This is a genomic window from Candidatus Endomicrobiellum trichonymphae (genome assembly GCF_002355835.1).
Lineage (GTDB): Bacteria > Elusimicrobiota > Endomicrobiia > Endomicrobiales > Endomicrobiaceae > Endomicrobiellum > Endomicrobiellum trichonymphae.
In genome coordinates this window covers 497,172-522,432 of the sequence record NZ_AP017459.1, presented here as the reverse complement: position 1 = coordinate 522,432, position 25,261 = coordinate 497,172, and the positions used below count along the sequence as shown (strand labels likewise).

The following is a 25,261-nucleotide window of genomic DNA, read 5'->3' as shown; positions in this document are numbered from 1 at the left end:
AAATCCGTATATATTCTTTATTATCTTTTTTTAACTGATTGTCTTTCGAGCGGACTTTGACTTTTACATAACATTAACTCATATACACTGTTTATAAACGTTCCCGTGCCGCAGGCAAAATCCAGTACTTTTACATCTTTATCTAAGCAACCGTAGGATTTATTGAATTTTGTTTTTATTAAATACACTCCGCTCTCTTTGCGCTCTCCCGTTCTTTTTAATTTATCGTATTCTTTTAAAAAATCCTCATACAGATAAACGGCTATTCCGCTTTCTCCCTTGCCTTCTTTCTCAAACTCATGGTTTATTTCTGCTATATTAATCAAATTTATGTTTTTTGCTATATTTTTTAATGCTACTACTACAATACCAGGTAAATACTTCGATTCACCACAGCCCGTATTTAAAAATTCATATAACAATCTGTATTCGTAAGGCATCTCAGACAAATAGTCCAATTTTGTTTCATCAAATTCAGTGGATTTCGTTAACCTTGTAAGCAGTAAACCATACACTAAACTTTGAGCATAGACACCGCAAAAATCTGCAATATCATAGCGATACTGCATTGAGACTTGGAAATCTTTAAACAGCTCATTGAATTTACGATAGAAATTTTCACTTTCGTTACCAGCATTGGACATATATCTTTTCAACTCACCAGAATAATAAAAACTTTGTTTAGCTAAAGCATTTACTAATTCTTTTTTTGTCTTTATATGCGGGTAATCGCAACTTAAAAAATCCATAAAAAGATTTATTAAATTTTGCTTGCTGTTTGGAGCTTCACTTATTTCCAAATTATTTTTTAATAATGACGCCTGCGCTTTTATCTTTCCTTCCTGTAACAAAATAAACTGCCTATAATTTGTAATAATAATGTTTTTTATTGTCTCAGAATATTTTTTTTATCTGCTCGCTTTGTTGTATTTCTTTTAAATCAGCTGTAATTTTTTTGCATCCCACAAAACCTACAAGCGATTTGGAAACTTTTCGATATATGAAAAAATCATTAGATATTCTTGTATTTCAATTTTTTCAGTTTTCATCATTCTCTTTTTATGATTTGACTATTATCCGCTTTTAGTGACTCCGCTCTATATAATAAAAAAACTTTTAACATCCAAGTCGGACTATTTTGTGCTGAAGCATTAATTAATTAATGAGTATCTTATTTTAATTTTAGGCAATGCGTGGGAACAGAATACCCGGAGACTGTAGCTTTGCATTTGGAATCGAAAAACCATTTTCGGGAATTACAGCATCTTTAAAATATTTTTTTGCGGTCAAGTTTATATCACACCCCGCCCCTGTTATCTGCCATATTTTTTCAGCCATTGTCGGCATAAACGGCAGCAAATGCATTATTATGATATCTGCCGACTGTAAATAAGCATAAATACAGGATGCAAGTTTATCAGTATCTGTTTTTGCAAGTTTCCACGGAGCATCTATTTCAATCTGTCTGTTTACAAGCGTTATAGCGCTTTGCAGTGTTTCAGCGGCTTTATGAAACTGCATATTGTCCATATTCAAAGCAAATTTTTTTTTAAGAACCGTAACTACTTTTCTTACAAGCTCTAAATCAGGAATGGTTTGCGGCACATAAAGATTAAAATACTTTTCAGCCATTTTCAGTGTTCTTGAAATTAAGTTACCCAAATTATTTGCCAAATCAGTGTTATATTTTAATGTCAGTCTCTGCCACGAAATATCGCCGTCAGGACCAAAAGGAATAATGGTTGCCGCAAGGTATCGCGCGGCGTCAACGCCGTATTTGTCAACAAGTTCACGCGGAGATACAACATTGCCTAAAGACTTTGACATTTTATTTCCGTTCAAGGTAAAGAATCCGTGAGAATACAATTTTTTAGGAAGCGGAAGTCCAGCACCCATTAAAATTGCAGGCCAGATTACAGAATGAAACCACAAAATGTCTTTAGCCATTAGATGTATGTCCGCAGGCCAGTATTTTTGAAATTTTGTTTCATTTTCTTGATAACCCACTCCGGTTATGTAATTTATCAGAGCGTCAACCCAAACGTATGCGGTTTGCCCTCCGTCAAAAGGAAGCGGTATGCCCCATTCAACGGCGCTTCTTGAAAAACTTACATCTTCAAGTCCGAGTTTTAGTTTCCCTATAATTTCGTTTCTTCTTTCTTCAGGCTGTATTTCTATATGTTCTCTATGATTTGCGTCCACTATTCTATCAATAAGGGCATTTTGAAAAGACGACAGTCTGAAAAAATAATTTTCTTCAGATTGCAGTACAGGCTTTGTTTTATGGAAAGGACAACATCCGTTTTCGTCCAAATCTTTTTGAGCGTAAAATCTTTCGCAGCCTATACAGTAAAGCTCTTCATATTTCTTTTTAAATATAAAACCTTTATCAAACAGAATACTCAATATCTTTTCAACAGAAACAAAGTGTTTCCGTTCCGTAGTGCGTATAAAGTCCGTATATGAAATGTTCAAAAGTTCCCATGCTTCTTTGAATTTTGCACTCATCTTATCGCAAAGTTTTTGCGGTATTTCCCCTTTTTTCTTTGCAGCTGCAACAATTTTTGCGCCGTGTTCGTCTGTTCCGGTGAGAAAAAAAACGTCAAAACCCTTTAATCTTTTCCATCTGGCCATAATATCAGAAGCTATAGTCGTATAAGAATGTCCTATATGAGGAATATCGTTTGCATAATATATCGGCGTCGTAATATAAAATTTCATTTACTTTCCTTTTCTACTACTTTCATTGATTTGTTTTATACTAAAAACTTTAAACGACTTATCGCCGAAATCAACGGTCACGTTTTCTCTTATGCAATCAATCGCCGTAATTTTTGCTCTGCCTTCAGGAGTTAAAACTGTTTTTCCTATTTCAGGCAATTCTTTCTTTACAGCTCTATATATGTCGTTTTCATAAGAAATACAGCACATAAGTCTGCCGCAAAGCCCTGAAAGTTTTGCAGTATTTAGCAACAAATCTTGTTCTTTAGCCATATCTATGGTTACAGAACTAAAATCTTTTAAAAAAGTCTGGCAGCATAAAACGTGTCCGCATATTCCTATTCCGCCGACCATTTTTGATTCGTCTCTTACGCCTATTTGAACCATCTGTATTCTTGTTCTTAAAATACGCCCCAACTCTTTGACAAGCTCTCTGAAATCAACTCTTGTTCCCGAAATATAATACACAAACAGCTTTGACCGGTCAAAAATATACTGAACGCATATTAATTTCATATCAAGCTTGTATTTGACTACTTTTTGCAATACTATGTTCCACGCTCTTAAATTTTTTCTTTCATTTTCAGTAAGCCTTTTTTTATCTTCTTCAGTAATTTCCCTTAAAACTTTCCCTATCGGATCCTTGCTTTCCTGCATAACTTTTTCTTTTTCGCATACTGTTCCAACTTCAACTCCGTGCTCGGTTTCAAGTATAATTTTGTCATTCAGTTTTAAATCAAAATATCCCACGTCAGCATAAATTTTATCTTTAGTTTTTCTAAGCGCTACTCCTATAACCATTGGCATAATTATATATCCTTAATAATAAATCATAAATGAATGCTCTGTTCTATAAAAGTCCCGACATTTTTTTTAAATCTGACAAATCAAAAAATAAGTTATCCAAAACCGTCATGGCATTTACGTTTTTAAGAAGTAAAACTCTTGAAGCGCTTAACAGGTCAAGCGCCGGCGCGGTCCTTTGGGGATACATTCTGAAATCTTTTTTTGCTTCCGCTATCATTGCGTCAACGCATTCTAAAGCGCCGGCAGCGGCAATATTTTTTGACAATTCCAAAATATCTGAAATATAAAAATTTCGAGTTTTAAATTTGAGCCATAAAGAAAATTCCTCTTTTTCATTTTTGCCAACGAGTTTGTTGGCATTTTCTAAAGATCCTTCGCTCAATTCCGCTATATCTCGGGCTTTTGCGGCATCCACTGAACAGTTCAACATAAGCCAGCTTGAAATCTCATTCTGCCCTAAAGGCTGAAAAAACAGCGTCTGCACCCGTGAAAGTATTGTCTGAGGTATTGTTTCTTTATGTTTTGCAATTAAAATTATAATTGTATTTTCAGGCGGTTCTTCAAGCGTTTTAAGCAGAGAATTTGCCGCGGCAGCATTCATCCTTTCAGCAGGCTCTATAATGAAAATTTTCCATTTCCCCTCGTGTATTTTCGTAGCAACTTCTTTCTGCATATATCTTATTGTTTCAATTTTTAACGTCCTTTGTTTTTCTAAACATTCTTCTTCAAGTTCAGCTTGTCTGGCAAAATCTATAAAATGTAAATCGGGATGAATATTTTTTTCTATCTTTTTGCAAGATATACATTTTCCGCAAGTGCCGGCATCTGTTTTAATAAAATCGTCCACATTGCAGTTTAAAATTTTAGCAAATTCAACGGCTGTAAGACGTTTTCCCACCCCATCCTGCCCCACAAAGATATAAGCATGCGCAATTTTACCGCTTTTTACCTGATTTGAAATTATTTTCTTTATTTTTTTCTGACCTAATATACTTTCAAACATTTACAATACCAAATCTATAATTTCTCTTATACAAACTTCTGTTTTTTCAACTGTCTCCTGTGTCTTAACGACTTTTATTCTTTCGGGATATTTTTCTGCCTGACTGAGATATCCTTCTCTTACACTCTCATGGAACTGCAAGGATTCTCTTTCAATTTTGTCGCTGTAAATTTTTCTGTTTAATTTTTTTGCCCTTTTTGCCCTACTTAAACCTTCAGACGGCAATATATCAAGATATATCGTCAAAACCGGCGTTAATCCAAAAGATGTAGTCGAGTTGAGACTGTCTATAAGCTGCAAGTTCAATTTCCTGCCATATCCCTGATATGCAACAGTAGCATCGGTAAATCTGTCGCAAATTACAGCTTTTCCGGCATTTAAAGCAGGAAAAACAAATTCTTCAACATGTTGAGCCCGCGCGGCTTCATAGAGAAAAAGTTCGCTCAACGGAACAATATTTGAATCTGGATTTAAAAGAATGCGTCTTACGGCTTCCGCCAAAATAGTACCGCCCGGTTCTCTTGTAAGCAACACTTCATAACCTCTTTTTTCAAGATATTTTTTCAAAAGCAAAGAGTGTGTTGTTTTGCCGGAACCTTCTCCGCCTTCAAAAGTAATAAAAAGATTTTTTTTCATTTTTTAACGTTTACTCAATAAAATATTCATATTCATTCTCTCTATCTGCAAATATTTTTTGGCAGAGCGCACACACCGCACAATTTATACAATAATAAACAAGTTTATTATATCATAATATAATCTTGACAGTATAAAAATAATATATAATGCACTTAAATCAAATAAAGGAACGAAAATGAATATTTACACTCTTATAATACTTTTTTTTATTATTGCCGTATATCTTGTTGAAACAGTAGCAAACTTGCTCAACGTTAAAAACATTTCAAATAATATTCCTCCCGAATTCGACGGATATTTTGACAGAGAAAAATATTCAAAAGCGCAGGAATATCTTAAAGCAAATACAAAACTATCCGTAATTTCATCTACTTTCTTCTTAGCTGCGCAGATTATTTTTATAGTCTTAAAGGGATTTAATTATGTGAATACGATAGCCGTATCTTTCAGTTTCGGAACTATTTTAACAGGTCTTGTTTTTGCCGGCATAGTTTTTTCTGCCTTTGAAATTCTAAAAATACCTTTCTCGGTTTATTCCGTATTTATAATAGAAGAAAATTTTGGGTTTAACAAAATGAATGTGAAAACTTTTATTTCAGATTTACTAAAATCGTGGATTATAACCGCCATAATCGGAGCCGTTATTTTTGCTGCAATACTATGGCTCTTTGCAAACGTCTATAGATACGCGTGGCTGTACGCTTTTGCTGCTATTGTCATATTTGAACTTTTTATAACTTTTATTGCACCCGTAACCATAATGCCGCTGTTTAACAAATACACTTCTTTGGAGGACGGCGAACTCAAAAATTCCATTGAAGAATATGCAAAAAAAGAAAATTTCAAGATGAAAGGTCTGTTCAAAATGGACGGTTCAAAACGTTCGACAAAATCAAATGCATTTTTCACGGGATTTGGGAAATTCCGCAGGATAGTTTTGTTTGACACTCTTATACAGAAGCATACCGTTGATGGACTGACAAGCATTTTAGCTCACGAAATGGGGCACTTTAAACTCGGACATATAGTAAAACATATAATTTTTTCATCCGCTTTAAGCGGAATAATGCTGTTTATTTTTTCGCTTCTTATAGATAAGGCATGGCTTTACGACGCTTTCTTTATGCGGACGCAGGATATATATGCCGGAATAATATTTTTTTCATTTCTCTATGCACCTGTTTCTCTAATAATTTCGCCGATATTAAATTATTTTTCGCGTAAGCATGAGTATGAAGCCGATCTTTACTCGATAACAACCTACAGAAAACCGCAAGCCATGATAAATGCCTTAAAAAAACTCTCAGTTGATAATATGTCAAATTTATATCCGCACAAATTTAAAGTATTTTTGGAATATTCGCATCCGCCTGTTCTGGAAAGAATTAAAGCAATAAACAGAATCAAATTGGGATAACGATATCTATGAACGACTGCGGATAAACACTATGCAGATACAGAGTTTCCGAGAACATAGATTATTCAAAATTCAATTACAGAATTTCAGCAAAATATAATACGCAGACTGATGGGATAGAAGTAAACTTTAATATCGTACTGACTTTTAACTTTGTCGATATGCTAAGTTAAAAGACTACACGACGGAGAAATAAAATGGAAAAACTACTTAAAGATCTATTAATATCTGACGGAATTTCGGGTTATGAAGAAAATGTCGCAAAAATTATGACTGCCGCTCTTTCTAAGTCGTGCGAGAGTGTTGAAATCGACAATTTCGGAAATGTCATCGGAAAATCAGGCAGAGGAAAAAAGAAAATAATGATTGCTGCGCATATGGATGAAATAGGAATGACCGTAAAACACATTAATGAAAAAGGATTTATATACTTTATCAAAATCGGCGGAATAAACGATTCTATTCTCCCCGGTAAAACAGTGGAAATTATAAATAAAAAAGGTGAGCATATAACCGGAATAATAGGCACAAAGCCGCCGCATTTAATGACTTCCGAAGATGTAAAGCAGCCACTTAAGCATGACAGTATGTTTATAGATATCGGATTATCTTCAAGGAACGAAGTATTGAAAGTCGCAGATATCGGCGATCAGATAATTTTTGAACCCGTCGCAGGTATTTTAAACGGCAATTTTTATTACGGGAAAGCTGCAGATAACAGAATAAGCTGTTACACTATGGTAAAAGTTATGGAAATGCTGGCAAAATTAAGAGATTTGAATGCCGAAATTTATGCATGCGCCACAGTGCAAGAAGAAGTCGGTCTAAAAGGCGGTAAAACCTCATCTTTTAAAGTAAATCCCGATTTTGCACTTATTATAGACACTACAGTAGCGGGCGATATGCCGGGAATTGAGGAAAAAGTTTCTGCATTAAAACTAGGGAAAGGCGTTGCCATAACAATGATAGAAGCTTCCGGTAGAGGAACTATTGTTCCTCAAAAAGTGCGCAAACTTATGCTTGAAGCCGCGCATGAAAACAACATTCCACATCAAATAGACATAATTGACGTCGGTATGACAGACGGCGCTGTAATATACACAAACAGAGAAGGAATCCTTACTGGAATCTTAAGCATTCCCACAAGATACATTCACGCTCCGACATCTGTTTTCAATATTAAAGATGTAAATTCTGCGGTTGATTTGGCAGTTAAAACAATAGAAAAAGCAGCGGGAAAACTTTGAGTTTGAATTTTTGTATTCTTGCAAGCGGATCAAGCGGCAATTGTTCAGTAATTTGGACTGAAAAAGCGACCGCCCTAATTGACTGCGGATGCAGCGCTAAATATATAATCGAAAACCTCGGCGCTTTAGGCATTGTTCCCCAAAATTTAACGGCAGCACTCATAACGCATGCGCATAGAGATCATATAAGCACATCGGGGCTTGGTTTTCTGCATAAAAACAACATCCCTGTTTATCTCCATGAAGATGCTTTTGAAGATGCATTCAGAAAATACGGTCAGAAAATTGAAGAGTGCGCTAGCATACCTTTGTACGAAAATTTTAAAATTAAAGATATTTTCGTCGAATCTTTTGAGGTTTACCACAAGGATGAAAATGTTTCTCGTACGTTTGGATTTACTTTTTCATCTGAAATAAATGCAAGAAAGTATAAAATAGGTTATGTAACAGATACCGGCAGAATCTGCAGAAAGATTATAAGAAATTTAATTGACAGCAACATTTTGGTATTGGAATCAAATTACAATAGAATGATGTTGGATTCAAGTTTCAGATCTTACGACAATAAGAAATGGGTGTTGAGCGACTGGGGACATCTGGCAAACGAAGACGCTGCCAGTGCCATTGCTGAAATCAAAATGCTTTCCGCGGGCAGAGATAGTTTAAAATATGTTTTTCTTGCACATATAAGCAGTCATCATAACACGCCTGAGATTGCTCTGAAAACAACAAAAGAGATACTTATAAGTAAAGGAATTTCAGATATAAAGCTTTTTACCGCCAGAAGAAAACATAGATGTCCGGTAATAAGAATCAGATGATGCCGAACAAATTTTTTATATTGAGAAAAAGAATTTCTCGTTTATTATCTTTAGATATATGGAACAATTCTTTCTTTCGAATTTTTAGGCCGTAAATTATTTTTCATTGAACCCGCAGTTCTCAAAGAATTTAATTTTTTAAAGACAAGAACAGATTTTGATCGGAGAAGTCAAATCTAACACACAATAAAATAGTACAAGAATTTTAAACTTTTTAGATAATAACTAAGAGAAAAACCGTCTGTTTATCGAAAATTAACTGCGCAGGCATACGAACGACCGAACGACTAAAGAGAGATTATTATCAATAATTCCGCATGACTTACTTCAAAAGCATAATTGCGCAGATGAGACAGATATCATCAACGCTGGAACCTCTGCTTAAATCGCTTATTGGCAGCGCAAGTCCCTGAATTATAGGACCGAGAGCTTGAAATCCACCGTATCTTTCCGCAATTTTATAACCGATATTTCCGGCATTTAAGTCTGGGAAAATTAAAATATTTGCATTGCCGGCAACAGAAGAGCCAGAAGCTTTTTTCTTTCCGACACTTTGCACAACAGCGGCATCAAATTGAAATTCACCGTCAACATTTATGTCGCTGTATCCTGCAAAATGACTTTTGACAAGTTCTGTCGCTTCTATTACTTTTGATAAGACTTTGCTATTTGCGCTTCCTTTCGTTGAAAACGAAAGCATTGCGACATTTACCTGTCTTCCCGGGAAAAGCTTTTTAAAATTCTCTACCGTTGCAACCGCAATATCTTTTAAACCCAAAACCTGTGGATCTGGATTTACGCCACAATCTGCAAATAATACGGGTTCTTTTGCAATATTATGCCCATCCGGCGGTATCATAAGAAAATACGAAGAAACCAGTTTTGTGCATTCGGTAAAGCCTGCTACTTGAATACTAGCTCTTAAAACATCTGATGTATCATAAACAGCACCGGCGACGCACGCATCGCATTTTCCGCTTTTTAAATACATCATTGAAAAGTATAAAGGTTTTTTTAAAAGATCTGAGGCATCCTGCAAAGTCATACCCTTTTTCATTCTCGCATCAACAAATTCTTCAACTTTCTTTTTATTAAGAAGATTTATATCTATTTTAATTATTTCAACAGCGTTTAAATCTACCCCTACCGCTGAAGCAATCTTTTCAACTTCTTTTATATCTTCAGCAAGCAGAATAACCGAAGCTATGCCATCTTTTGTAAGAATTTGCGCGGCTTTTAAAATTCTTATATCAAAACTCTCAGGTAGAATTATTTTACTTTTTGTTTTTTTGGCCAATTCCAAAATGCGCTCTCTTATGTTCATTGCTCATTCTCCTCAAGATAACAAACTAACTATTTTTTATCGCTTTCCCTTATTTCTATTCTCTTTATATTCCCACTTATTGTTTTAGAAATTTCTTTTACAAATTCAATAATTATGGGATATTTATAAGGAGCCGTTACTTTTTTAACGTGATTTTGAAGTTCTGTTATAAGTTCAGGAGACGCTTTATATCCTTTCGCAAGTATTTTTATCACGGCACCTCTTTCCTTATACCCCCGGCACTCCACGCATTCAAGCACACATGGGTGATCCATTAAGCACTTTCAACTTCAAAAGGTCCGATTCTGTATTCTGAGCTTTTTACAACGTCGTCAGAACGTCCGACAAGCCAAAGATAACCGTCTTCATCCATGTACACCACATCTCCCCACGGTATCATATACGACGTTGTTCCAAAAACTTCTTGTCAGCGCTTCATCTCTGTAATATCCTGAAAACAAACCCGCCGGTCTATGTTTGTCTGTTCTTATTATAAGCCACCCCTCTTGTCCTGTGGATCGCAGGAATTATCTTCGCCGTCGACAATATCACAACACAGCATCCGGCGGACGGTTTTCTCGGAGAACCATGTTTTACCTGCCTCCATGGGAAAGTTACTGCAAAAACAACTGTTTCGATCTGACCAAAGCCCTCTTTTACTCAAGTCCCGTCATTTTTTAAAATTGATAAAAAACTTCGGGATTTAACGGTTCGCCTGCAGTTTCGACATATTTCAACTTGAAAAAATCTCTTTTTATTATACGTCTGTAAACCGTAGGTGGAGCACAAAACAAAGTAACTCCGTATTTTGATATTTTTTCTATTAAATCGTTAGGGCTAAACCTTTCATAAGCATAAGTAAAAATGCAGGCTTCGCACAACCACTATCCGTATATCTTTCCCCATGCAGCTTATCGGCGGCTACCGTAAGATGCAAGCTTTCATCATTTAAATTCTGCCAGAACCTAGCGGTAATAATATGACCCAAAGGAGTAGTGCCTGAAGTAAAATATAATAAAGAACTATCGTTTACTTTAGTTGCTTCGTTACCGGACGGTCTTTCAAAGATGGCAGAAAATTTTTTAATTTCTTTATAATATTCAACCCAGTCTTTCGTATATCCGCTTACAGAAATCACAGTTTTCAATTTTTTTGCCTCGTCAATGACATCAGCAATTCTTTCGTCTGCCACTGCAATAATCATTTATACTAGCAGTTTTTACCCTATATTTTACGTCTTTTACAGTTAAAAGATGTGTTGCAGAGCTCATCTCAAAGCACCCAACTTATAACCGCACAATGCCAATATTCATAACGCCTTTTTAACATAAGCATCACCTTTCTTTAACCCAAGAGATTTAAAAAGTTTGCAACACGGTTGCTTTCTCTTCTGATATCATTGGAAGTAAATACTTTTTCTTCTCCTTCAGGATTACACCACACCATTGCTTTTTTATCAGGCGAAATATATGCAGTTTCATCAACCACATCAAAAGCAAAATTAAAATTTTCGGGAACGTTTATTTTACAGTTTTCTATAAAATCTTCATACGACTTATAATCGATTTTTACATATCTATCCGCCAGCATTATTTCCCCTTTTTAATAATTTTTTAACAACTGCTTTATACGGAACGACAAAATTCACAAACTCGTAGTTGAGCAGAGACTAAATTTGTTGCCATCATGGTCTCTTTCGTCAACGACACACTCTGCAAGTTTCTGCCGTCAACCTACTACGACACTACTAAAGAACTACGGCTACAAACTTTACAGGTTTGCCATTAACTGCAAAAATTTCATGATTGTATTTTGAATCAAAATAGACTGAATCGCCAGATTCTAAAATATATTCTTTCCAGTCAAAAATAAAGTTTAAGAGTTCCTTCCAAAATATAATTAAATTCTTGCCCCAAATGTGAGTGTGCGTGTTATGACTTATTTTTTTAAGGATCTACCACCGTAACTAAGAAAACTTCAGTTTTCTTATGCATAAATCCTGCGTATTTGTATTCTTTTCTTCTACCAATCCTTTGTCTTTCTTTATCACAGCATTCCGTCACCCGTAAGAAGCGCCGTTATTCCAATATTGTACTTGACTGAAATAGCAGAGAAAGCACGCTTATAGGAATATCAGCCTTGCCTGTCTCATATTTTAAATATCCCGCAGTCTCTAAATTAATGCTTTTTGCAAATTCTTCCGCCGATAAATTTTATATTCCTCTGATTACTTTTATTCGTATTCCTATCTGTTTCAATATTTCTGACATTTTCCCTCATACGGTATAAAATATGGCATAAACTTTGAAGACAATCACTCTATCAATAGAGCTTCGCCACCAAATGCAACAACTTTTATACCTTTAAAATATATATTGTATTTTTTTGAATAATCTTTAGTTTTTTCAAGCAGAATATTTTTAACTAAATAAATATTTTTGCTGTCAACAATATCAGAAACCGAAAAAATCAGAGTTTCATTTTCTACAGCAACATATTGAAGACGCGGCATTTGCACTAAAACTACATCCGCTGCAGAGAGCATATTTATCTGCGAGACAATAAGCCTTCCTATATATTCCTGATCTGCTATACAGTGTCTATCCTCTATCATATTTGCGGCAGTCAGCGGTCCTTCTATTTCTAAAAGCTTTCTAGAGTTAAAATTAGAATGCGATATACGCATATAAAAATAATTTTTTATATCATCGATATTATGGGCTATTCTGAAAGCAAGATTTTTATAGGAATCATAAGTCGTTACAACTATATATTTTATGTCCGAATCACTACTTAAAACAATCCTTCCCGCGGTAAATATCGCAAGGTTCATTTTACGTATTGCCTGTAAAGCCGTTTTATCATCTGCAGACGTAATTTCGTCAAACTCCATATCAAGATACAAAGTCCTACCGACAAGATATGCTTTTGAATCTTGGTTACATTCTTTTTTTACAAGTTTTTCTAAACTCCGCACAATATAATTTTTTGGATAACTTACGCTACAGTCGTTAAAGAAAAAAACAATTACAAGTAAAAATATTATATATTTTAACATTTTCACAATAACTGTAATCCTTTATTCTGCACATCCTACCAGAGCGTTATACTCGGACGGTTTAGGTTTCCTTTTCCCGACGGTCTCCATTACCTCTTCCAACTCGTCAAAATCCAGTTCTTTTTCGGATATAAGTTTTTTAGCGACAGCATCAACAGCATCCCAATTTGTTTTTAAAAACTCTTCAATTTTAGCATAACATGAATTTATTATTGATATTGTCTCATTATTGAGCTTTTCTTTAAGACTCTGTGACATCTCTTTCCGCGGTATAACAGAAAAATCGCCGACAAAGCCGCCATTGCCCATTCCAACTTTCCATACCATGTTATTTGCCGTAGTCATAGCGTGACTAAAATCCATAGAAACTCCGGTTGTAGTTGTATTGTATTTTATTTTTTCAGCGACATATCCCGCAAGAGAAACCATAATATCTGAAAGTAATTCTTCCCTCTGTTCGATTTGAAGTTCCTCTTTAGGAAACGGAGCGACAAGACCAAGCGATCCATGGTGGGATTTTACCGTAACTTTAAATACATCGTCAGTAGGATGCATCAAATATATAGCCACAGCATGTCCTGCTTCATGATATGCCGTCATCCCAAGTTCTTTAGGCGTCATATCAATATATGTTTCCATACCCAAATCTATTCTATCCATAGCTTCGGATAAATCTTTTATATCGATAACTTCTTTCTTCTTTCTCACAGCGATCAACGCCGCTTCTTTTATTATATTTTCAATATCGGCAGGTGACTTATATACAGCTTTTTTTGCAAGCCTGCATACTTTTACTTCAGGTACAACTTTTACTTTTTTTAAATAAAAACCAAACAGCCGCTCTCTTTCTTTTAAATTCGGAAGAGTAATGGCAATTTTTCTATCAAAACGTCCTGGCCTCAACAGTGCTTTATCTAAAACACTATCATCCGCGTTTGTCGCCGCTATAACAATAACATTGCTTTTCTTGTTGTCAAGCCCATCCATTTCCACAAGAAGCTGATTTTGGGTACTGTTTGTCTCTTCTCCTCCGCCCATATAAGAAAAACTCCTTCCTCTTCCTATAACTTCTATCTCATCGATAAAAATTATACAGGCACCTTCAGCATAAGCGTATTCTCTGGCTTTTTTAAAAAGATTTCTTACCCTGCTTGCACCTACGCCAACAAACACTTCGACAAATTCGCTGCCTGCCATTGAAAGAAAAGGCACTTTGCATTCTGTTGCAATAGCTTTTGCAAGCAAAGTTTTTCCGCATCCCGGAGGTCCTATCAAAAGAATGCCTTTAATAATTTTTCCGCCTATTTTCTGAAGCTGTTTTCTATCTTTGATAAGCTGAACAACTTCAAACGCTTCTCTCTTTGCGCTTTCAAGACCGATAACTTCTTTAAAAGAAACTGCTATATCTCCGGCCTTAATTTTGTTTTTCTTTAATTTCTCAAAACCACTTCTAGAAAATAGCACATACATAAAAACAAAAGCAGCAGCGTTCGTAAACGACACTAAAAGATTAACCGGCAACATTGCAATAGTCATAATTCTATAAAAAGATTCAAGTTTACTCAGTCCCCATATCGAAAGAACTATAAGAATAAGCACAATTGAAACTATTATCAGCAATATTTTATTGTTTCTTAACAACAGTTTAAACTTACGTATCATCACCTTATCCAAAATATATTCAAATCCGTCGTTACTTTTTAACTTTACCCTGACTTGCTACCGTTTCCATCGCTTTTTTAACAGCTTCGGGATCGCCTAAATAGTAATTCTTAACAGCTTTTAAATTTTCATCAAGTTCATAAACAAGCGGCATTGCGGTAGGTATATTCAAATTCACTATATTGCTGTCACTTATATTATCAAGATACTTCACCAAAGCTCTTAAACTGTTGCCGTGCGCCGCTATAATGATTTTTTTGCCTGCTTTTATCTGCGGAACAACCTCTTTTCCCCAATAGGGAACAACTCTTGCCACAGTATCTTTTAAACATTCCGCTAAGGGAATCTCGCCTTTTAAAAGCCCTGAATATCTTGCCTCTTTCCCCGGATATCTTTCGTCATTTTCATCTAAAGCCATCGGCGCAATATCGTAACTTCTTCTCCAGATTTTTACCTGTTCTTCACCGTATTTTGCGGCTGTCTCGGCTTTGTTTAACCCCTGTAAAGCACCATAATGCCTTTCATTTAATCTCCAATCCTTAACCACAGGGGTCCATAGCAAATCCATTGTATTAAGCACATTCCAAAGAGTTTTAATCGCCCTTTTAAGAACTGAAGTATATGCCAAATCAAAAGTAAAACCGTCTTTTTTCAACTGTTTTCCGGCTTTTAAAGCTTCTTCATTGCCTTTTTCGGATAAATCAACATCTGACCAGCCCGTAAATTTATTTTCCTTGTTCCAGACGCTTTCGCCGTGCCTGATTAAAACAACTTTATACATTGAGCTTCCTCCTAAAAATTCACTTTCTTTATTATATTATATTTTTTCAAGAGGCACGACAATACCGCTGACAACTGTTAAACAGAATATTAATAAAAATAACTATCGTAATTTATTTATTTTCGTTTGAGTCCTTGTCTACTTTTTCTAGCAGGAGTTTGTAGTAGTTATATTCTGCCATCAATTCCTTGCGCAGTCCTGTGTCGTTTCTGAACATTGATACTATAAGCTCTAATGGTTTGATCTTTACTAATATTCGAGTACGTTTCCGCAATGTCAGGGGAGTGTGCTGCTCCTTTCAAAATCGCTCTATCATAGGAGCTTTTACATCCACTCATTACCTTAGCGACAATGTGATTTTTCATTGTACTTACTCCATTTATTTATGGTTGTGTGTCTTTGTAGTATTTTGCCAAATGCTTTACCAGTCTGTGGGTGTTTTGTACACCCAACTCCAACAGCATTTTCAAAAAGCAATTATACAGATTATTTACAGCAGCTCGGATAATTGTTATTAAGCGAGACTTGGATTGCCAAAGACGATAGGAAAAACAGATGAGAGTCAATTATAGATTTCATCAATTAAATTATTATGTCCTGTTCCCAACGGAAAAGCACAACAGTACATAATATAAAACAATAAATAAATATTAAAAACAGCACTTATCTTTTTTATTTGTATTTGCAGATTTCAATACAGCGTTTACTAGTACCAGCAGATTTTCTGATTCTATTTTAAATCCAGCACGCCTCGATTTAGCTTTCTCTTTGCCTATGTCCTTACGCAGTCAGATGTATAGTAGCTACCCATTTCTAAAATTAGTGTGCCAAATAATTAGAGGCAAGGCAAGTCTGCTGTTTTTAATCGTCCCAATTATTGAGAGTGAGTGTTGCACCAATTCATCGTCGTTTATTTCGCCCTGTGAGTCCTGCAGAACCCATCTTTTTTGTTTATCCAGTGAGTGGTGTCTTACGTCCATGAGCGAGGGACGTCCCTGCCAACCATCAGTGCTAACATTGCTCCTGCAATTAATCTTTTCATTTTTCATCCTCTATTTCTTTAACAACTTCCTCTCTTATAGATATGGGAATTCTGCTTTTATCATCACAATCCTACCGCTTAAATATGCTGTTATAGACATCTTTTCGTACCATAGACTAGATTTCTGCTTCTTTTCTTAAAACTTTAACCGTTAAAGGACAAAGCGAAGCTCCGTAACGGTCGTACAAAATATATTCAACTCCTACTTTCAAAGATAATATAGCGCCGTTAAAACGTCCTGCATATATTCATCTACATTTCCTGCCGGAAAAAATTCCACAAATATAGTATAAGTTTTTCATATTCCAAAAGCTGGTATCTTCAGCAACAAAAGAACTCTGCCTTTCTTCTGCCGTTCAAAAATAACCATCACAAAAGCAGTGCGAGTTCCGCACAAATATAAAACTGTATAAGCAAAATAACATCAGTAATATTTTACATCTTTAATTATAAAACTTGCGACTTGTTTTAAGGTTCTGCATACTACAAGCGGTTTCACTTTTTCTTTTACTAAGTCCTTCTGCTGTTTTCTGCCGCGTCCCGTAAGAACAAAAACACCCTTTTGCCGCTCATATTAAAACCAAGCAAATAATCTCTTATACTGTCTCCGACGGTGTAAGATTTTTTAAGATCTACATTAAAATCTGTCGCACCCCGCAATACATACCCGTCTTGGGTTTTCTGCAACAGCACTCATCGGAATCAACGTGCGGACAATAATAAAGAGCATCTATCCTTGCTCCTGCAGTTTTAAGCAGAAACAAAAATTTTTCATTTAATTTCCGCAAATATTCCTCTGCCCATACCGGACTGATTTGTTACAACTATTATTTTAAAACCCGCAGATCGCAATTTATTTATGCTTTCTGCGACAAACGAATAAAGTTTTACCTATTCGGGTGAACTCAAGTAATTTCTGTCAAAAATAACCGTCCCATCTCTGTCTAAAAAGATGGCAGGCGTTTTAATACTTCCCGCTCCCATTGTTCTTTCCCCACCTTAAACTGCAGCTTTACAACAAGAACCGCAATATATATACGCATCAATATTTTGAAATTTAACCGCATCCTTTGCCGTGACAATAAAATACGAATTTTGGAGGTTTTGGTTTATTATCTTCTCAAGCAGATTATTATCGTATTCGCTATGATCTCTTAAAGCTATGCTGTCTTTTACCTCTATCCCAGACTTCTTAACAGAATTTCTAAAACCTTCTGCAAAACCTATAGCACTTAAAGAGTATACATTGGATTTTTTCAAAAGTTCAATATTAAACTCCGTATTTAAATCAGGAGTTTTATACTTAAATCCGCCGTAATAAGTTATAATAGATCTCTGACCTGATAAAACAAACCCCGTTTTTTCTAATTTTTCAAGCGCTGCATCTGAAACCATATCGCGGAATTCGTAATAATCACAAATCCTGCTCTTTTTAAAGCTGCAGGTCTTTCTCTTAAAATACCTGCAGGCATAAGCATTCCATTGCCAAAAGGATTTACCGCATTTATACAGACTATATCTAAATCCCTTTGAATATTCCAATGTTGAAACCCATCATCTAAAACATATATATCAGGATTTATTTCTCTTTCGTGTTTTAAAGCATTGTTATATCTGTCAGCTCCAACAATTACACAGGCTTTAGGAACATTCCCCGCAATTAAAAGCGGCTCGTCACCACTGTCCGATGCGCTGATACCGACCGCACCGTTTTTTAATATAACGGAAGATCTACCTCTTCGGCGGTATCCACGCGTTAAAACAGCAGGCTTTAAATTATTTTTTACAAGCAGATTTAAAAGTTCAATCGCAAACGTCGTCTTGCCTGTACCGCCCCATGCGAGATTGCCCACGCTTATTGCGGGTTTTGAAAGTTTTTTCAAGATGCTAAATTTCCTATCTGCTTTATACAAGACAGAGTAAATTAAAGAAAGTGGATACAAAAACCTGCTCATTTATTTTCAAGTTCCCAAAGTTTTATATATTTCATCAAAGTATAAAGCGAGGAATAAGACAGCGCAAGTATAAATCCGCTCAAACCGTCAAGAAATCCTTTTTTAATAAAATACATTTTTACAAACATCACCAAAGGATTTACAAAAAGATTTAAAACTCTGAACCTAATGCCTTTTTTTAACATTTCTTTAGAACGTAAATCGGTGTAGAAATCAGATTTCTTTATAAACTGTTTTATGCTGTTGTAAGGATAGTGGAGAATATCGCCTTTAAAATAAAACTTTTTACCTTTATAATTAATATCTTCATGCCCATTTGATCTTTATAGTGCATTTTATTTTTATTAAAAAATACAGGACGTCTATAATCCGGATACCAGACCGAATGCAAAATCCACTTGTTTATAAATCTGCTTTTTCTTGAAGCAACAAAAGCGTCATATTTCGGAAAATCCTGCAGTTGATATTATATTTCTTTTTTTAACGCAGGCGTTATTCTTTCATCAGAGTCAAGACATACAATCCATTCATAAGAACATTGTGACAAAGCAAAATTTCTCTGTCTGTCGAAGTATTCAAATCTATTTTTTACAACTTTACAGTCCATTCCTTTAGCAATATCTACCAATGGCGGCTCCGCTGAAATCATCAACGATGACAATTTCGTCAGTCTATTTAATACTCTCTACACACTCTTTAATATGTCTTTCTTCATTTTTTGTCAAAATATAAGCTGAAACTTTTCTCTTTGTCACCACCGATTTAAATGTCATTAGTAACTTATCACAACCACTAAAACTCAACAACATCAAAACAACAACCTGCGAGGTTTCTTGCATATCGTCTTTTGAGATACAGAACAATAAACTTATTATAATAGCTTTTGAAACCGCTATATGGTCGCTGTATTTATCAAACTAAGAAGGAAGAAATATGGGCATCGGAATCTGCTTTATTTATAATTAGCGCTAAATCGTTCTCAAAATTTTTATTGCCAGATAAAGTCTGCACAGGAAACTGCATATAATGATTTTTCTTGGAAACCATTATAGGAAACAGCTCGGCTGGCTTCTTTTATTCTTTCTTAAGTATCATGCGTACAAAACAAAAAGCTATTTCTACATAACTGCCGGTTTTAACGTGCTTTATTGCGGTTACGGCACAGACTACGGCTTCATCATCTTGATGCGGCGTAATAACCAAAACTTTATTGCCGTAAAGGCATTCTTCGCATGGAATTGAGTAATTTATAAAAGGATAACTTATACATTCTAAACAGATGTATATTTCTCAACCGATTCATTTCACTATCCATGTGTTCATTACAGCAATTAAACTCCTGTCGATTTTGTAATAGTTTATCATAATTTTAAAAATTCTTTATAGAAAAATCCGTGTCAGTATTAATAAACTATTTTGTTTTTAACAATTATCGCAGGGATTTTAGAATATGAAAGTCCGCTGTTTTTTGATAAAATAGTTATATGCGCACTAATATTGAATCCATATTAGACAAAGCCTTTCAATCCAATGCGTTACATGAAAAAGAAGTTTTATATATTCTTGAAACAAAAGATACAAAGAAACTTCTTTCTGCCGCAGATGAAATACGTAAAAAATATACCGGAGATAAAGTTCACCTTCGGATGATTTAATTACTGTAAGCAAAACTGCTTGTGCTGCGTCTTGAGAAGAGATATAACTCCCACATAACGCGTTACCGCATAGAAGCATGACATAATAGAAAAGCAAAAAATTACGGTACAAAACGGTTATTCTGCAATCAGGCGAAGAAAGCTCTGCAAAGCGGAGTAAACGTCGTTATGCTAAATGTCACTGAAACGGGGCTACAGATATAATATTACGAAATATATTCCGGCAAAATTTGTCTCGGCGATTCGCCGTCGCACTGTAGGATTTGTATAGAAAAAAAGATTAAATCCATAAACAGAAAAATATCAACAGGGAAAGGGTTTCATATAAGTCATAGCTGTCTTTCAAATACATATAAAGAGCAGTCATACGCATCATGAAACAAACAATAAAAGCATAAAAAATAGAAAGTGGAGACAGAAATGAAAATATTAATAGGGTTAAGCGGAGGCGTTGATTCTGCAGTTGCCGCTTATTTATTAAAAAAGCAGGGATATGAAGTGACCGGCACAACTATGTCTATATGGGACAATTTTCTGCCAGCACCGAAAACTAAAGTTAACGACTCTTGCCTTGGCCCTGAAAACGAAAATATTGAAACGGCGCATAAAATAGCTGATTTTCTTACAATTCCTTTATATGTAACAGACTGTAGCGGAGAATATAAAAAAGTTGTTCTAGAAAATTTCAGAAATGAATATAAAGAGGGACGTACGCCAAATCCCTGCATAAGGTGCAACGCTTATATTAAATTCGGCATTCTTCCCGCTGCCGTAAAAAAAACAGGACTTTCTTTTGACAAATTCGCTACAGGACACTATGCGAATATAAGATTTGATAGTTCTACTAACATGTATAAATTGTATAAAGCCGCCGATCTAAATAAAGATCAGACTTATTTTTTATACAGACTTACGCAAAAAACTCTTTCAGAAACTATTTTTCCGCTTGGCATTTACACAAAAGAGCAGGTGAGAAACATTGCAAAGAAAATAGGACTTCCGTCAGCTGAAAAACCCGATAGTCAGGATTTTTATTGTGGAGATTATAATGATATTTTACAGTTTCCAGCAAATCCGGGAAACATTGTGGATAAAAATGGCAGAGTTCTCGGAAAACATAATGGAATCTGGAACTATACTATAGGAAAACGTAAAGGACTAGGACTTTTGGGAGGAACAAAAGATCCATTGTATGTTATAAATATTTCAGCTAAACAAAATATGGTAACGATAGGCACAAAAGAAGATTTATATTCTTCATCGCTTACGGCTAAAAAAGTATCATGGTGTTCCATTTTGCCGCCAAAAAAAACTATTGAAGCAACTGCAAAAATCCGCCGACAGCACAAACCTGAAAAAGCATTTATTATTCCGCAAGAAGACAGCTCGGTAAAAGTTGAATTTGCCCAACCACAAATGTCTGTCACTGCAGGGCAAAGCATAGTATTTTATAAAGATGATACAGTTTTAGGTGGCGGAGTGATAATATAAAGCAATCTTCCCGCTTCTAAAATTACAAAAAAAGAGATAAACAACAACAAAACGCATGGCACATTTCAAAATTGCATCTTAAAACATATGTTCTTTTATTTTACCTGTCAGTTTATTGCCGATGTTCCCGTTTTTTTTAGTGCGTACTCTCATAACATTGCGCAAGTTATAACTGAATATTTTTCCATCTCCAAGTTGTCCGCTATAAGCCGCTTCCTGAATTGCTTTTATCGTTCCATTCTTCGGAAGAGACTATAATCTCAATCTTAATTTTTGGAAGCATAGTTATGGCAATTTCAGTTCCGCACACAAATTCTTTATAGTCCTTTTGTTTTCCGCATCCTATGACCTGCGAAATAGTCACTCCTTTTATTTCAACTCTGGTTAAGAGCTTCTTTTATATATCTTCAAGTTTTTCTTCGAGAACAATAGCTTCAATTTCTATCATGAAGCTTCACCTTTATATTTATTCGCCTCCGTCTGCCTCGTAATTCCTCCATACACAAGATATAAAAAGCAGAGAGGAAAGCCAGCAAGAAAAAAAAGCTTTTACTAATCCAAACCGGTGAATGACGGGTACGCATTTTCACCGTGTTTTGACATAAGTTCACTTCTCTTATCTACTACACGACGCTAGAAGAGGCATAAATATACTGGCAATTCCGGAGCATAATAAAGTACTCTATAACTATGCCTTCAATTTGTGAAATAAACTGCACTGTCTCTCCGAAAATAAGTCCTGGTTTTCCGCTGCTGATTGCAGGATTTACAAAAACGCCGTTCAATATTCAGCCCCATATACCGCCGATGCCATGTCGCCCAAAAGCATCTAAAGCATAGTCAATCTTAAATATCCGTTTGATAAGTACTATTCCAAAATAACAGACAGGACTTACGGTTATGCCTATAACGTTAATTAAATCTAAAGCGGCAGATTGCAACTGTTGCCATAAATACATGAGCCACAAGTCCGTTTGCCGCTAGAGCGCTTCCTGCATGAAAACCGAACCAGCCAAACCATAAAAGTCCCATACATATAAGAACATGAGGGGTATTATGTATGTGGTATGAAGTCTGTCGCATAATCGACTCTTTTGCCAAGCAAAACTGCAAGAATAAGACCGGTTGTGCCTGAACTGATATGTAGCACATTTCCAACTGCAAAATCAAGAACTCCGATTTCACCGACGATAACCACCATGCCATGTGCGCCAATGGATATATACAAGGATTGACCAAAGCTATAAAGAAAAACAATGTTTGAAATTTCATTCTGCCAGCCACAGAGCCTGTTATAATTGCCGGCGTTATAAAAGCAAACATCATTTGGAAAGCAATAAAAACAAATGTAGGCAGTGAGCCCATAAGAGAATCTTTTGTAATGTCTAAAAATCAGAAATTCTTAAGAGATCCTATAAAACTTCAGCCGCCCCCATCCACAAACAACAGAGAATAACCTATCACAACATATATAAAACAATACCAAGACCCATGATAAATACAGAATTCATCATGTTGTTTACCATATTCTTCCTGCGTCCCAAGCTTCCGTAAAAAAGGGCTGTCCCGGTGTCATAATAAACACAAACGCAGTGCATATGATCATAAAAGCTGTGTCCCTGTCATTAAGCATCTTCTTTTCTCCTTACAAAAATATCTGTAATACGTTAAATTTATTCACGCTATTCCTACTGCCTGCTCATTAAAAAAGCACCATATACGTCAAATTTATTCTTTTTCTCGCTTTTTGCCATTTCTATTCAAAAATCAAACCTATATCAAAATGACTTTACTCATTTTTAGAAGTATAACACCTTTTTTACTTCGTCAAGACCCGTAAAAAATGTTATTCGCCGATTTTCTCCAAAAAAACGCTCAACGCGGGTCGTCGTATGTAATTTGTAAGATAATTCTCAACACAGTTCCAAATTTTTTCTTCTTCAATTTCTTCAAGTACATCAATATTATCTCCTGAACAATTTGAAAGTCTTTCTATACTCTTTTCAATTCCTATGCCAGCAAAAGCCTTATTATTCCTTAAATAATCAGAAAAAGCGTATCCAGAAAGTTTTAAAAAACGCAAAATAAATGCAGTAAGCGCTCGTTTCGGATATTTACAGATACTGAGTATTTGCCAAATTCTTACTATTAAATTATATTTCACGATATTTTCAAAATTAAAAGGAGCAAATTTATCACTTACTTCTGCAGCATATAAAGCATATAAGTTTCTTTTGAAATCCACTTTTATTTTCGTATTATTTTCAATTATGTTTGCTCCAGTAACTTTAGGTCTCAGGACAGGATAACTGCCAAAAACCATAAACTCGCTTTCTGTTAAAGGTTCGGTCGCTGAGGAAAGTTTTGCCGCAATTTTTTTGGCGCTTGGAACAACCGCCTGAATCTTTCCCCATTCATAAGAATAAACAGTTATGAGTTTATCATTCTCGCCTTGTATTTTTGCGTTGAGAACTAGTCCCTTTATCGCATAGTACATCCTATTTTATCCTTTCAGTGCGTACGAATGCATTCTTAAGGCAATCCGATTTACTTTCTTCGAGTATGCATCTTGTATTTCTACGGAATAATTCTGACAATTTTTTTTTCTCTCCGGATTCAGGAATTCTGCTGAATAATTCCAAAATTCAGCTGTTACCCGTATATCAATATCCAATTCCACATTTATATTGGATATTGTCTCATAAGCCTGTATAATATATGAATTATCTCCTAAAGGCATTACAGTTTTCTCTTTTAAATCATATTCCTCCCAGACTTCTCCAATTATTTCTTCAAGAAGAGGATGTAAACTCTTTAAGTATTTTACTTATTTTTGCGTTCTTAGACACACAATAGACCGGATATTAAATCTTCAAGCACTATAATTCCGAAATTGCGACATGCAACAGCAAGATTTTTAGTATATATTATTCCGACAATATTATTTATATTTCCTCTGTAAACCGAAACTCTTGAATATTTTGGTTTTTCTTTCGGCAAATCAAGATCTACTGCAAAGATATCAGAAAGCGGCATCATTATCTGCAATATTTTTCTTTCAGCAAAATCCATTATATTGCTTACAAGTTTTCTCGAACCATCTGGAATAGGTGAGGTGTTTTCGTTTAAAAGTAAAAAGTCTATTTCATCGGCTTTGATATACTGGCTCTCTATATGCTACACATTAAACAATTTAATAATTCTGTTTAAATGTCCGACAGGAATCTGATGATAACTTTACACGCAATTAAAATCATCATTTTTTAAACTCGTACTCGTCAAGAATTTCGCCGACAACTTCTTTCAGTATATATTCAAGCGTAATCATTTCTTGAAATTTCAACGACTATGTCTAAAAAGCATTCTTCCTCAAAAGACAAATCCGCGGATTCGATATATTTAAACGGCATCATTATTCTCTTTACAGACAAATCTCAGAAATTAAGTATACGTTTAAGTATAATACTTGTCTCTTTATCTATTTCGTCGTTGGCAATTACATTCAGGAAGCAGACTTTCAATTTCTTCTTTGCTCAGCTCATAAGAATTGACACTTGAAGTTTTATTTTAAACGATAAAAACTCAGTGAGTTTTATAATAAGGATATAAAAGGGTTTAAAAAAAATTCCATTTTACAG

Annotated in this window: 26 protein-coding genes and 1 pseudogene; 6 read left to right on the top strand and 21 right to left on the bottom strand. The window is 35.1% G+C overall.

Annotated features, from left to right (window positions below; translation table 11 throughout):
- Positions 1–20 precede the first annotated feature (20 nt).
- The 5 genes from RSTT_RS02575 to tmk all read right to left on the bottom strand — a co-directional run bounded on the left by RSTT_RS02575 (position 21) and on the right by tmk (position 5,167).
- Positions 21–851 carry a hypothetical protein gene (locus RSTT_RS02575; protein WP_096525563.1) on the bottom strand — a complete coding sequence of 277 codons (831 nt, stop codon included), beginning with the start codon at positions 849–851 and terminating at the stop codon, positions 21–23.
- Positions 852–1,182: 331 nt separating this feature from the next.
- A complete protein-coding gene (locus RSTT_RS02570; RefSeq protein WP_096525562.1) occupies positions 1,183–2,721 on the bottom strand; it encodes a class I tRNA ligase family protein in 1,539 nt (512 codons plus the stop codon).
- Positions 2,722–3,528 carry a PSP1 domain-containing protein gene (locus RSTT_RS02565; RefSeq protein WP_015423359.1) on the bottom strand — a complete coding sequence of 269 codons (807 nt, stop codon included), beginning with the start codon at positions 3,526–3,528 and terminating at the stop codon, positions 2,722–2,724.
- Positions 3,529–3,571: 43 nt separating this feature from the next.
- Complete coding sequence (gene holB, locus RSTT_RS02560) at positions 3,572–4,531, bottom strand: DNA polymerase III subunit delta' (RefSeq protein WP_096525561.1); 960 nt, start codon at positions 4,529–4,531, stop codon at positions 3,572–3,574.
- Positions 4,532–5,167 (bottom strand): dTMP kinase, encoded by a 636-nt coding sequence (tmk, locus tag RSTT_RS02555; RefSeq protein WP_015423357.1) that lies wholly within the window; start codon positions 5,165–5,167, stop codon positions 4,532–4,534.
- Positions 5,168–5,345: 178 nt separating this feature from the next.
- Between tmk and RSTT_RS02550 the strand changes: the two genes are divergently transcribed.
- The 3 genes from RSTT_RS02550 (at position 5,346) to RSTT_RS02540 (ending at position 8,655) form a co-directional block, all read left to right on the top strand.
- Complete coding sequence (locus RSTT_RS02550; protein ID WP_096525560.1) at positions 5,346–6,587, top strand: M48 family metallopeptidase; 1,242 nt, start codon at positions 5,346–5,348, stop codon at positions 6,585–6,587.
- A 197-nt stretch (positions 6,588–6,784) separates the two neighbouring features.
- A complete protein-coding gene (locus tag RSTT_RS02545; RefSeq protein ID WP_015423355.1) occupies positions 6,785–7,834 on the top strand; it encodes a M42 family metallopeptidase in 1,050 nt (349 codons plus the stop codon).
- Positions 7,831–8,655, top strand: a complete 825-nt coding sequence (locus RSTT_RS02540; RefSeq protein ID WP_015423354.1) for an MBL fold metallo-hydrolase — start codon at positions 7,831–7,833, stop codon at positions 8,653–8,655. The genes RSTT_RS02545 and RSTT_RS02540 overlap by 4 nt, the downstream gene beginning before the upstream one ends.
- 322 nt (positions 8,656–8,977) lie before the next feature.
- Here the strand turns inward: RSTT_RS02540 and RSTT_RS02535 are convergent, their stop codons facing one another.
- The 9 genes and pseudogenes from RSTT_RS02535 to RSTT_RS02485 all read right to left on the bottom strand — a co-directional run bounded on the left by RSTT_RS02535 (position 8,978) and on the right by RSTT_RS02485 (position 19,126).
- Positions 8,978–9,979, bottom strand: a complete 1,002-nt coding sequence (locus tag RSTT_RS02535; RefSeq protein ID WP_015423353.1) for a phosphotransacetylase — start codon at positions 9,977–9,979, stop codon at positions 8,978–8,980.
- A gap of 29 nt (positions 9,980–10,008) precedes the next feature.
- Positions 10,009–11,566 (bottom strand): annotated as a pseudogene (locus tag RSTT_RS06940) (AMP-binding protein).
- Positions 11,567–12,293: 727 nt separating this feature from the next.
- Complete coding sequence (locus RSTT_RS02525; RefSeq protein WP_149030020.1) at positions 12,294–13,043, bottom strand: hypothetical protein; 750 nt, start codon at positions 13,041–13,043, stop codon at positions 12,294–12,296.
- Between the two features lie 15 nt (positions 13,044–13,058).
- Positions 13,059–14,702 carry an AAA family ATPase gene (locus RSTT_RS02520; protein WP_231941971.1) on the bottom strand — a complete coding sequence of 548 codons (1,644 nt, stop codon included), beginning with the start codon at positions 14,700–14,702 and terminating at the stop codon, positions 13,059–13,061.
- Between the two features lie 28 nt (positions 14,703–14,730).
- Entirely contained in the window at positions 14,731–15,480 is a 750-nt protein-coding gene (gpmA, locus tag RSTT_RS02515; RefSeq protein ID WP_015423350.1) for a 2,3-diphosphoglycerate-dependent phosphoglycerate mutase, read from the bottom strand.
- Between the two features lie 2,041 nt (positions 15,481–17,521).
- Positions 17,522–17,917 carry a tetraacyldisaccharide 4'-kinase gene (locus RSTT_RS06770; RefSeq protein WP_096525555.1) on the bottom strand — a complete coding sequence of 132 codons (396 nt, stop codon included), beginning with the start codon at positions 17,915–17,917 and terminating at the stop codon, positions 17,522–17,524.
- Complete coding sequence (gene lpxK / locus RSTT_RS06765) at positions 17,887–18,477, bottom strand: tetraacyldisaccharide 4'-kinase (RefSeq protein ID WP_096525554.1); 591 nt, start codon at positions 18,475–18,477, stop codon at positions 17,887–17,889. The genes RSTT_RS06770 and lpxK overlap by 31 nt, the downstream gene beginning before the upstream one ends.
- Positions 18,474–18,662: a hypothetical protein gene (locus RSTT_RS02490; RefSeq protein WP_096525553.1), complete on the bottom strand. Its 189-nt coding sequence runs from the start codon at positions 18,660–18,662 to the stop codon at positions 18,474–18,476. Before RSTT_RS02490 ends, lpxK begins: the two co-directional genes overlap by 4 nt.
- Before the next feature lie 281 nt (positions 18,663–18,943).
- Positions 18,944–19,126 carry a glycosyltransferase gene (locus RSTT_RS02485; protein WP_096525552.1) on the bottom strand — a complete coding sequence of 61 codons (183 nt, stop codon included), beginning with the start codon at positions 19,124–19,126 and terminating at the stop codon, positions 18,944–18,946.
- An 835-nt stretch (positions 19,127–19,961) separates the two neighbouring features.
- On the opposite strand from RSTT_RS02485, the gene RSTT_RS06445 reads away from it, so the two are divergent.
- Together RSTT_RS06445 and mnmA are read left to right on the top strand one after the other, a co-directional pair.
- Entirely contained in the window at positions 19,962–20,132 is a 171-nt protein-coding gene (locus RSTT_RS06445; RefSeq protein WP_158302791.1) for a hypothetical protein, read from the top strand.
- A gap of 420 nt (positions 20,133–20,552) precedes the next feature.
- Positions 20,553–21,623, top strand: coding sequence for a tRNA 2-thiouridine(34) synthase MnmA (gene mnmA / locus RSTT_RS02480; protein ID WP_096525551.1), 1,071 nt, complete (start codon positions 20,553–20,555; stop codon positions 21,621–21,623).
- 202 nt (positions 21,624–21,825) lie between these two features.
- On the opposite strand, the gene RSTT_RS07165 is transcribed toward mnmA, so the two are convergent.
- Entirely contained in the window at positions 21,826–21,987 is a 162-nt protein-coding gene (locus RSTT_RS07165) for a P-II family nitrogen regulator (protein WP_197702031.1), read from the bottom strand.
- A 326-nt stretch (positions 21,988–22,313) separates the two neighbouring features.
- Here RSTT_RS07165 and RSTT_RS06430 point away from each other — a divergent pair, with 326 nt between their 5' ends.
- The gene (locus tag RSTT_RS06430) at positions 22,314–22,463 is read left to right on the top strand and encodes a hypothetical protein (RefSeq protein ID WP_197702045.1); all 150 of its coding nucleotides are present in this window, start codon (positions 22,314–22,316) and stop codon (positions 22,461–22,463) included.
- On the opposite strand, the gene RSTT_RS06930 is transcribed toward RSTT_RS06430, so the two are convergent.
- The 6 genes from RSTT_RS06930 to RSTT_RS02455 all read right to left on the bottom strand — a co-directional run bounded on the left by RSTT_RS06930 (position 22,412) and on the right by RSTT_RS02455 (position 24,695).
- Positions 22,412–22,582, bottom strand: coding sequence for an ammonium transporter (locus tag RSTT_RS06930; RefSeq protein WP_197702030.1), 171 nt, complete (start codon positions 22,580–22,582; stop codon positions 22,412–22,414). The two genes, RSTT_RS06430 and RSTT_RS06930, sit on opposite strands and share 52 nt — an antisense overlap.
- Positions 22,536–22,706 (bottom strand): hypothetical protein, encoded by a 171-nt coding sequence (locus RSTT_RS06645; RefSeq protein WP_231941967.1) that lies wholly within the window; start codon positions 22,704–22,706, stop codon positions 22,536–22,538. Before RSTT_RS06645 ends, RSTT_RS06930 begins: the two co-directional genes overlap by 47 nt.
- Positions 22,678–22,824 carry a hypothetical protein gene (locus tag RSTT_RS06640; RefSeq protein WP_231941966.1) on the bottom strand — a complete coding sequence of 49 codons (147 nt, stop codon included), beginning with the start codon at positions 22,822–22,824 and terminating at the stop codon, positions 22,678–22,680. Before RSTT_RS06640 ends, RSTT_RS06645 begins: the two co-directional genes overlap by 29 nt.
- Before the next feature lie 645 nt (positions 22,825–23,469).
- Positions 23,470–24,120, bottom strand: coding sequence for a DNA repair protein RecO (gene recO, locus RSTT_RS02465; RefSeq protein WP_095558756.1), 651 nt, complete (start codon positions 24,118–24,120; stop codon positions 23,470–23,472).
- A gap of 6 nt (positions 24,121–24,126) precedes the next feature.
- The gene (locus tag RSTT_RS02460; protein WP_096525549.1) at positions 24,127–24,363 is read right to left on the bottom strand and encodes a hypothetical protein; all 237 of its coding nucleotides are present in this window, start codon (positions 24,361–24,363) and stop codon (positions 24,127–24,129) included.
- Between the two features lie 101 nt (positions 24,364–24,464).
- Positions 24,465–24,695, bottom strand: a complete 231-nt coding sequence (locus tag RSTT_RS02455; protein WP_095558754.1) for a hypothetical protein — start codon at positions 24,693–24,695, stop codon at positions 24,465–24,467.
- Positions 24,696–25,261: the final 566 nt, after the last annotated feature.

Excerpts from the sequence above, each read along its gene's own strand:
- RSTT_RS06640 (WP_231941966.1), bottom strand. The coding sequence starts at position 22,824 with ATGGTGGTTATCGTCGGTGAAATCGGAGTTCTTGATTTTGCAGTTGGA.
- RSTT_RS06645 (WP_231941967.1), bottom strand. The coding sequence starts at position 22,706 with ATGCGACAGACTTCATACCACATACATAATACCCCTCATGTTCTTATA.
- RSTT_RS02545 (WP_015423355.1), top strand. The coding sequence starts at position 6,785 with ATGGAAAAACTACTTAAAGATCTATTAATATCTGACGGAATTTCGGGT.
- RSTT_RS06770 (WP_096525555.1), bottom strand. The coding sequence starts at position 17,917 with ATGGTTTCAGATGCAGCGCTTGAAAAATTAGAAAAAACGGGGTTTGTT.
- RSTT_RS06430 (WP_197702045.1), top strand. The coding sequence starts at position 22,314 with ATGCCTTCAATTTGTGAAATAAACTGCACTGTCTCTCCGAAAATAAGT.
- RSTT_RS02570 (WP_096525562.1), bottom strand. The coding sequence starts at position 2,721 with ATGAAATTTTATATTACGACGCCGATATATTATGCAAACGATATTCCT.
- lpxK (WP_096525554.1), bottom strand. The coding sequence starts at position 18,477 with ATGAGCAGGTTTTTGTATCCACTTTCTTTAATTTACTCTGTCTTGTAT.
- RSTT_RS06445 (WP_158302791.1), top strand. The coding sequence starts at position 19,962 with ATGCGCACTAATATTGAATCCATATTAGACAAAGCCTTTCAATCCAAT.
- RSTT_RS02535 (WP_015423353.1), bottom strand. The coding sequence starts at position 9,979 with ATGAACATAAGAGAGCGCATTTTGGAATTGGCCAAAAAAACAAAAAGT.
- holB (WP_096525561.1), bottom strand. The coding sequence starts at position 4,531 with ATGTTTGAAAGTATATTAGGTCAGAAAAAAATAAAGAAAATAATTTCA.
- RSTT_RS02485 (WP_096525552.1), bottom strand. The coding sequence starts at position 19,126 with ATGATTTCAGCGGAGCCGCCATTGGTAGATATTGCTAAAGGAATGGAC.
- mnmA (WP_096525551.1), top strand. The coding sequence starts at position 20,553 with ATGAAAATATTAATAGGGTTAAGCGGAGGCGTTGATTCTGCAGTTGCC.
- RSTT_RS06930 (WP_197702030.1), bottom strand. The coding sequence starts at position 22,582 with ATGTATTTATGGCAACAGTTGCAATCTGCCGCTTTAGATTTAATTAAC.
- recO (WP_095558756.1), bottom strand. The coding sequence starts at position 24,120 with ATGTACTATGCGATAAAGGGACTAGTTCTCAACGCAAAAATACAAGGC.
- RSTT_RS02550 (WP_096525560.1), top strand. The coding sequence starts at position 5,346 with ATGAATATTTACACTCTTATAATACTTTTTTTTATTATTGCCGTATAT.
- RSTT_RS02490 (WP_096525553.1), bottom strand. The coding sequence starts at position 18,662 with ATGTTAAAAAAAGGCATTAGGTTCAGAGTTTTAAATCTTTTTGTAAAT.
- RSTT_RS02565 (WP_015423359.1), bottom strand. The coding sequence starts at position 3,528 with ATGCCAATGGTTATAGGAGTAGCGCTTAGAAAAACTAAAGATAAAATT.
- tmk (WP_015423357.1), bottom strand. The coding sequence starts at position 5,167 with ATGAAAAAAAATCTTTTTATTACTTTTGAAGGCGGAGAAGGTTCCGGC.
- RSTT_RS02455 (WP_095558754.1), bottom strand. The coding sequence starts at position 24,695 with ATGGATTTTGCTGAAAGAAAAATATTGCAGATAATGATGCCGCTTTCT.
- RSTT_RS02460 (WP_096525549.1), bottom strand. The coding sequence starts at position 24,363 with ATGCCTTTAGGAGATAATTCATATATTATACAGGCTTATGAGACAATA.
- gpmA (WP_015423350.1), bottom strand. The coding sequence starts at position 15,480 with ATGTATAAAGTTGTTTTAATCAGGCACGGCGAAAGCGTCTGGAACAAG.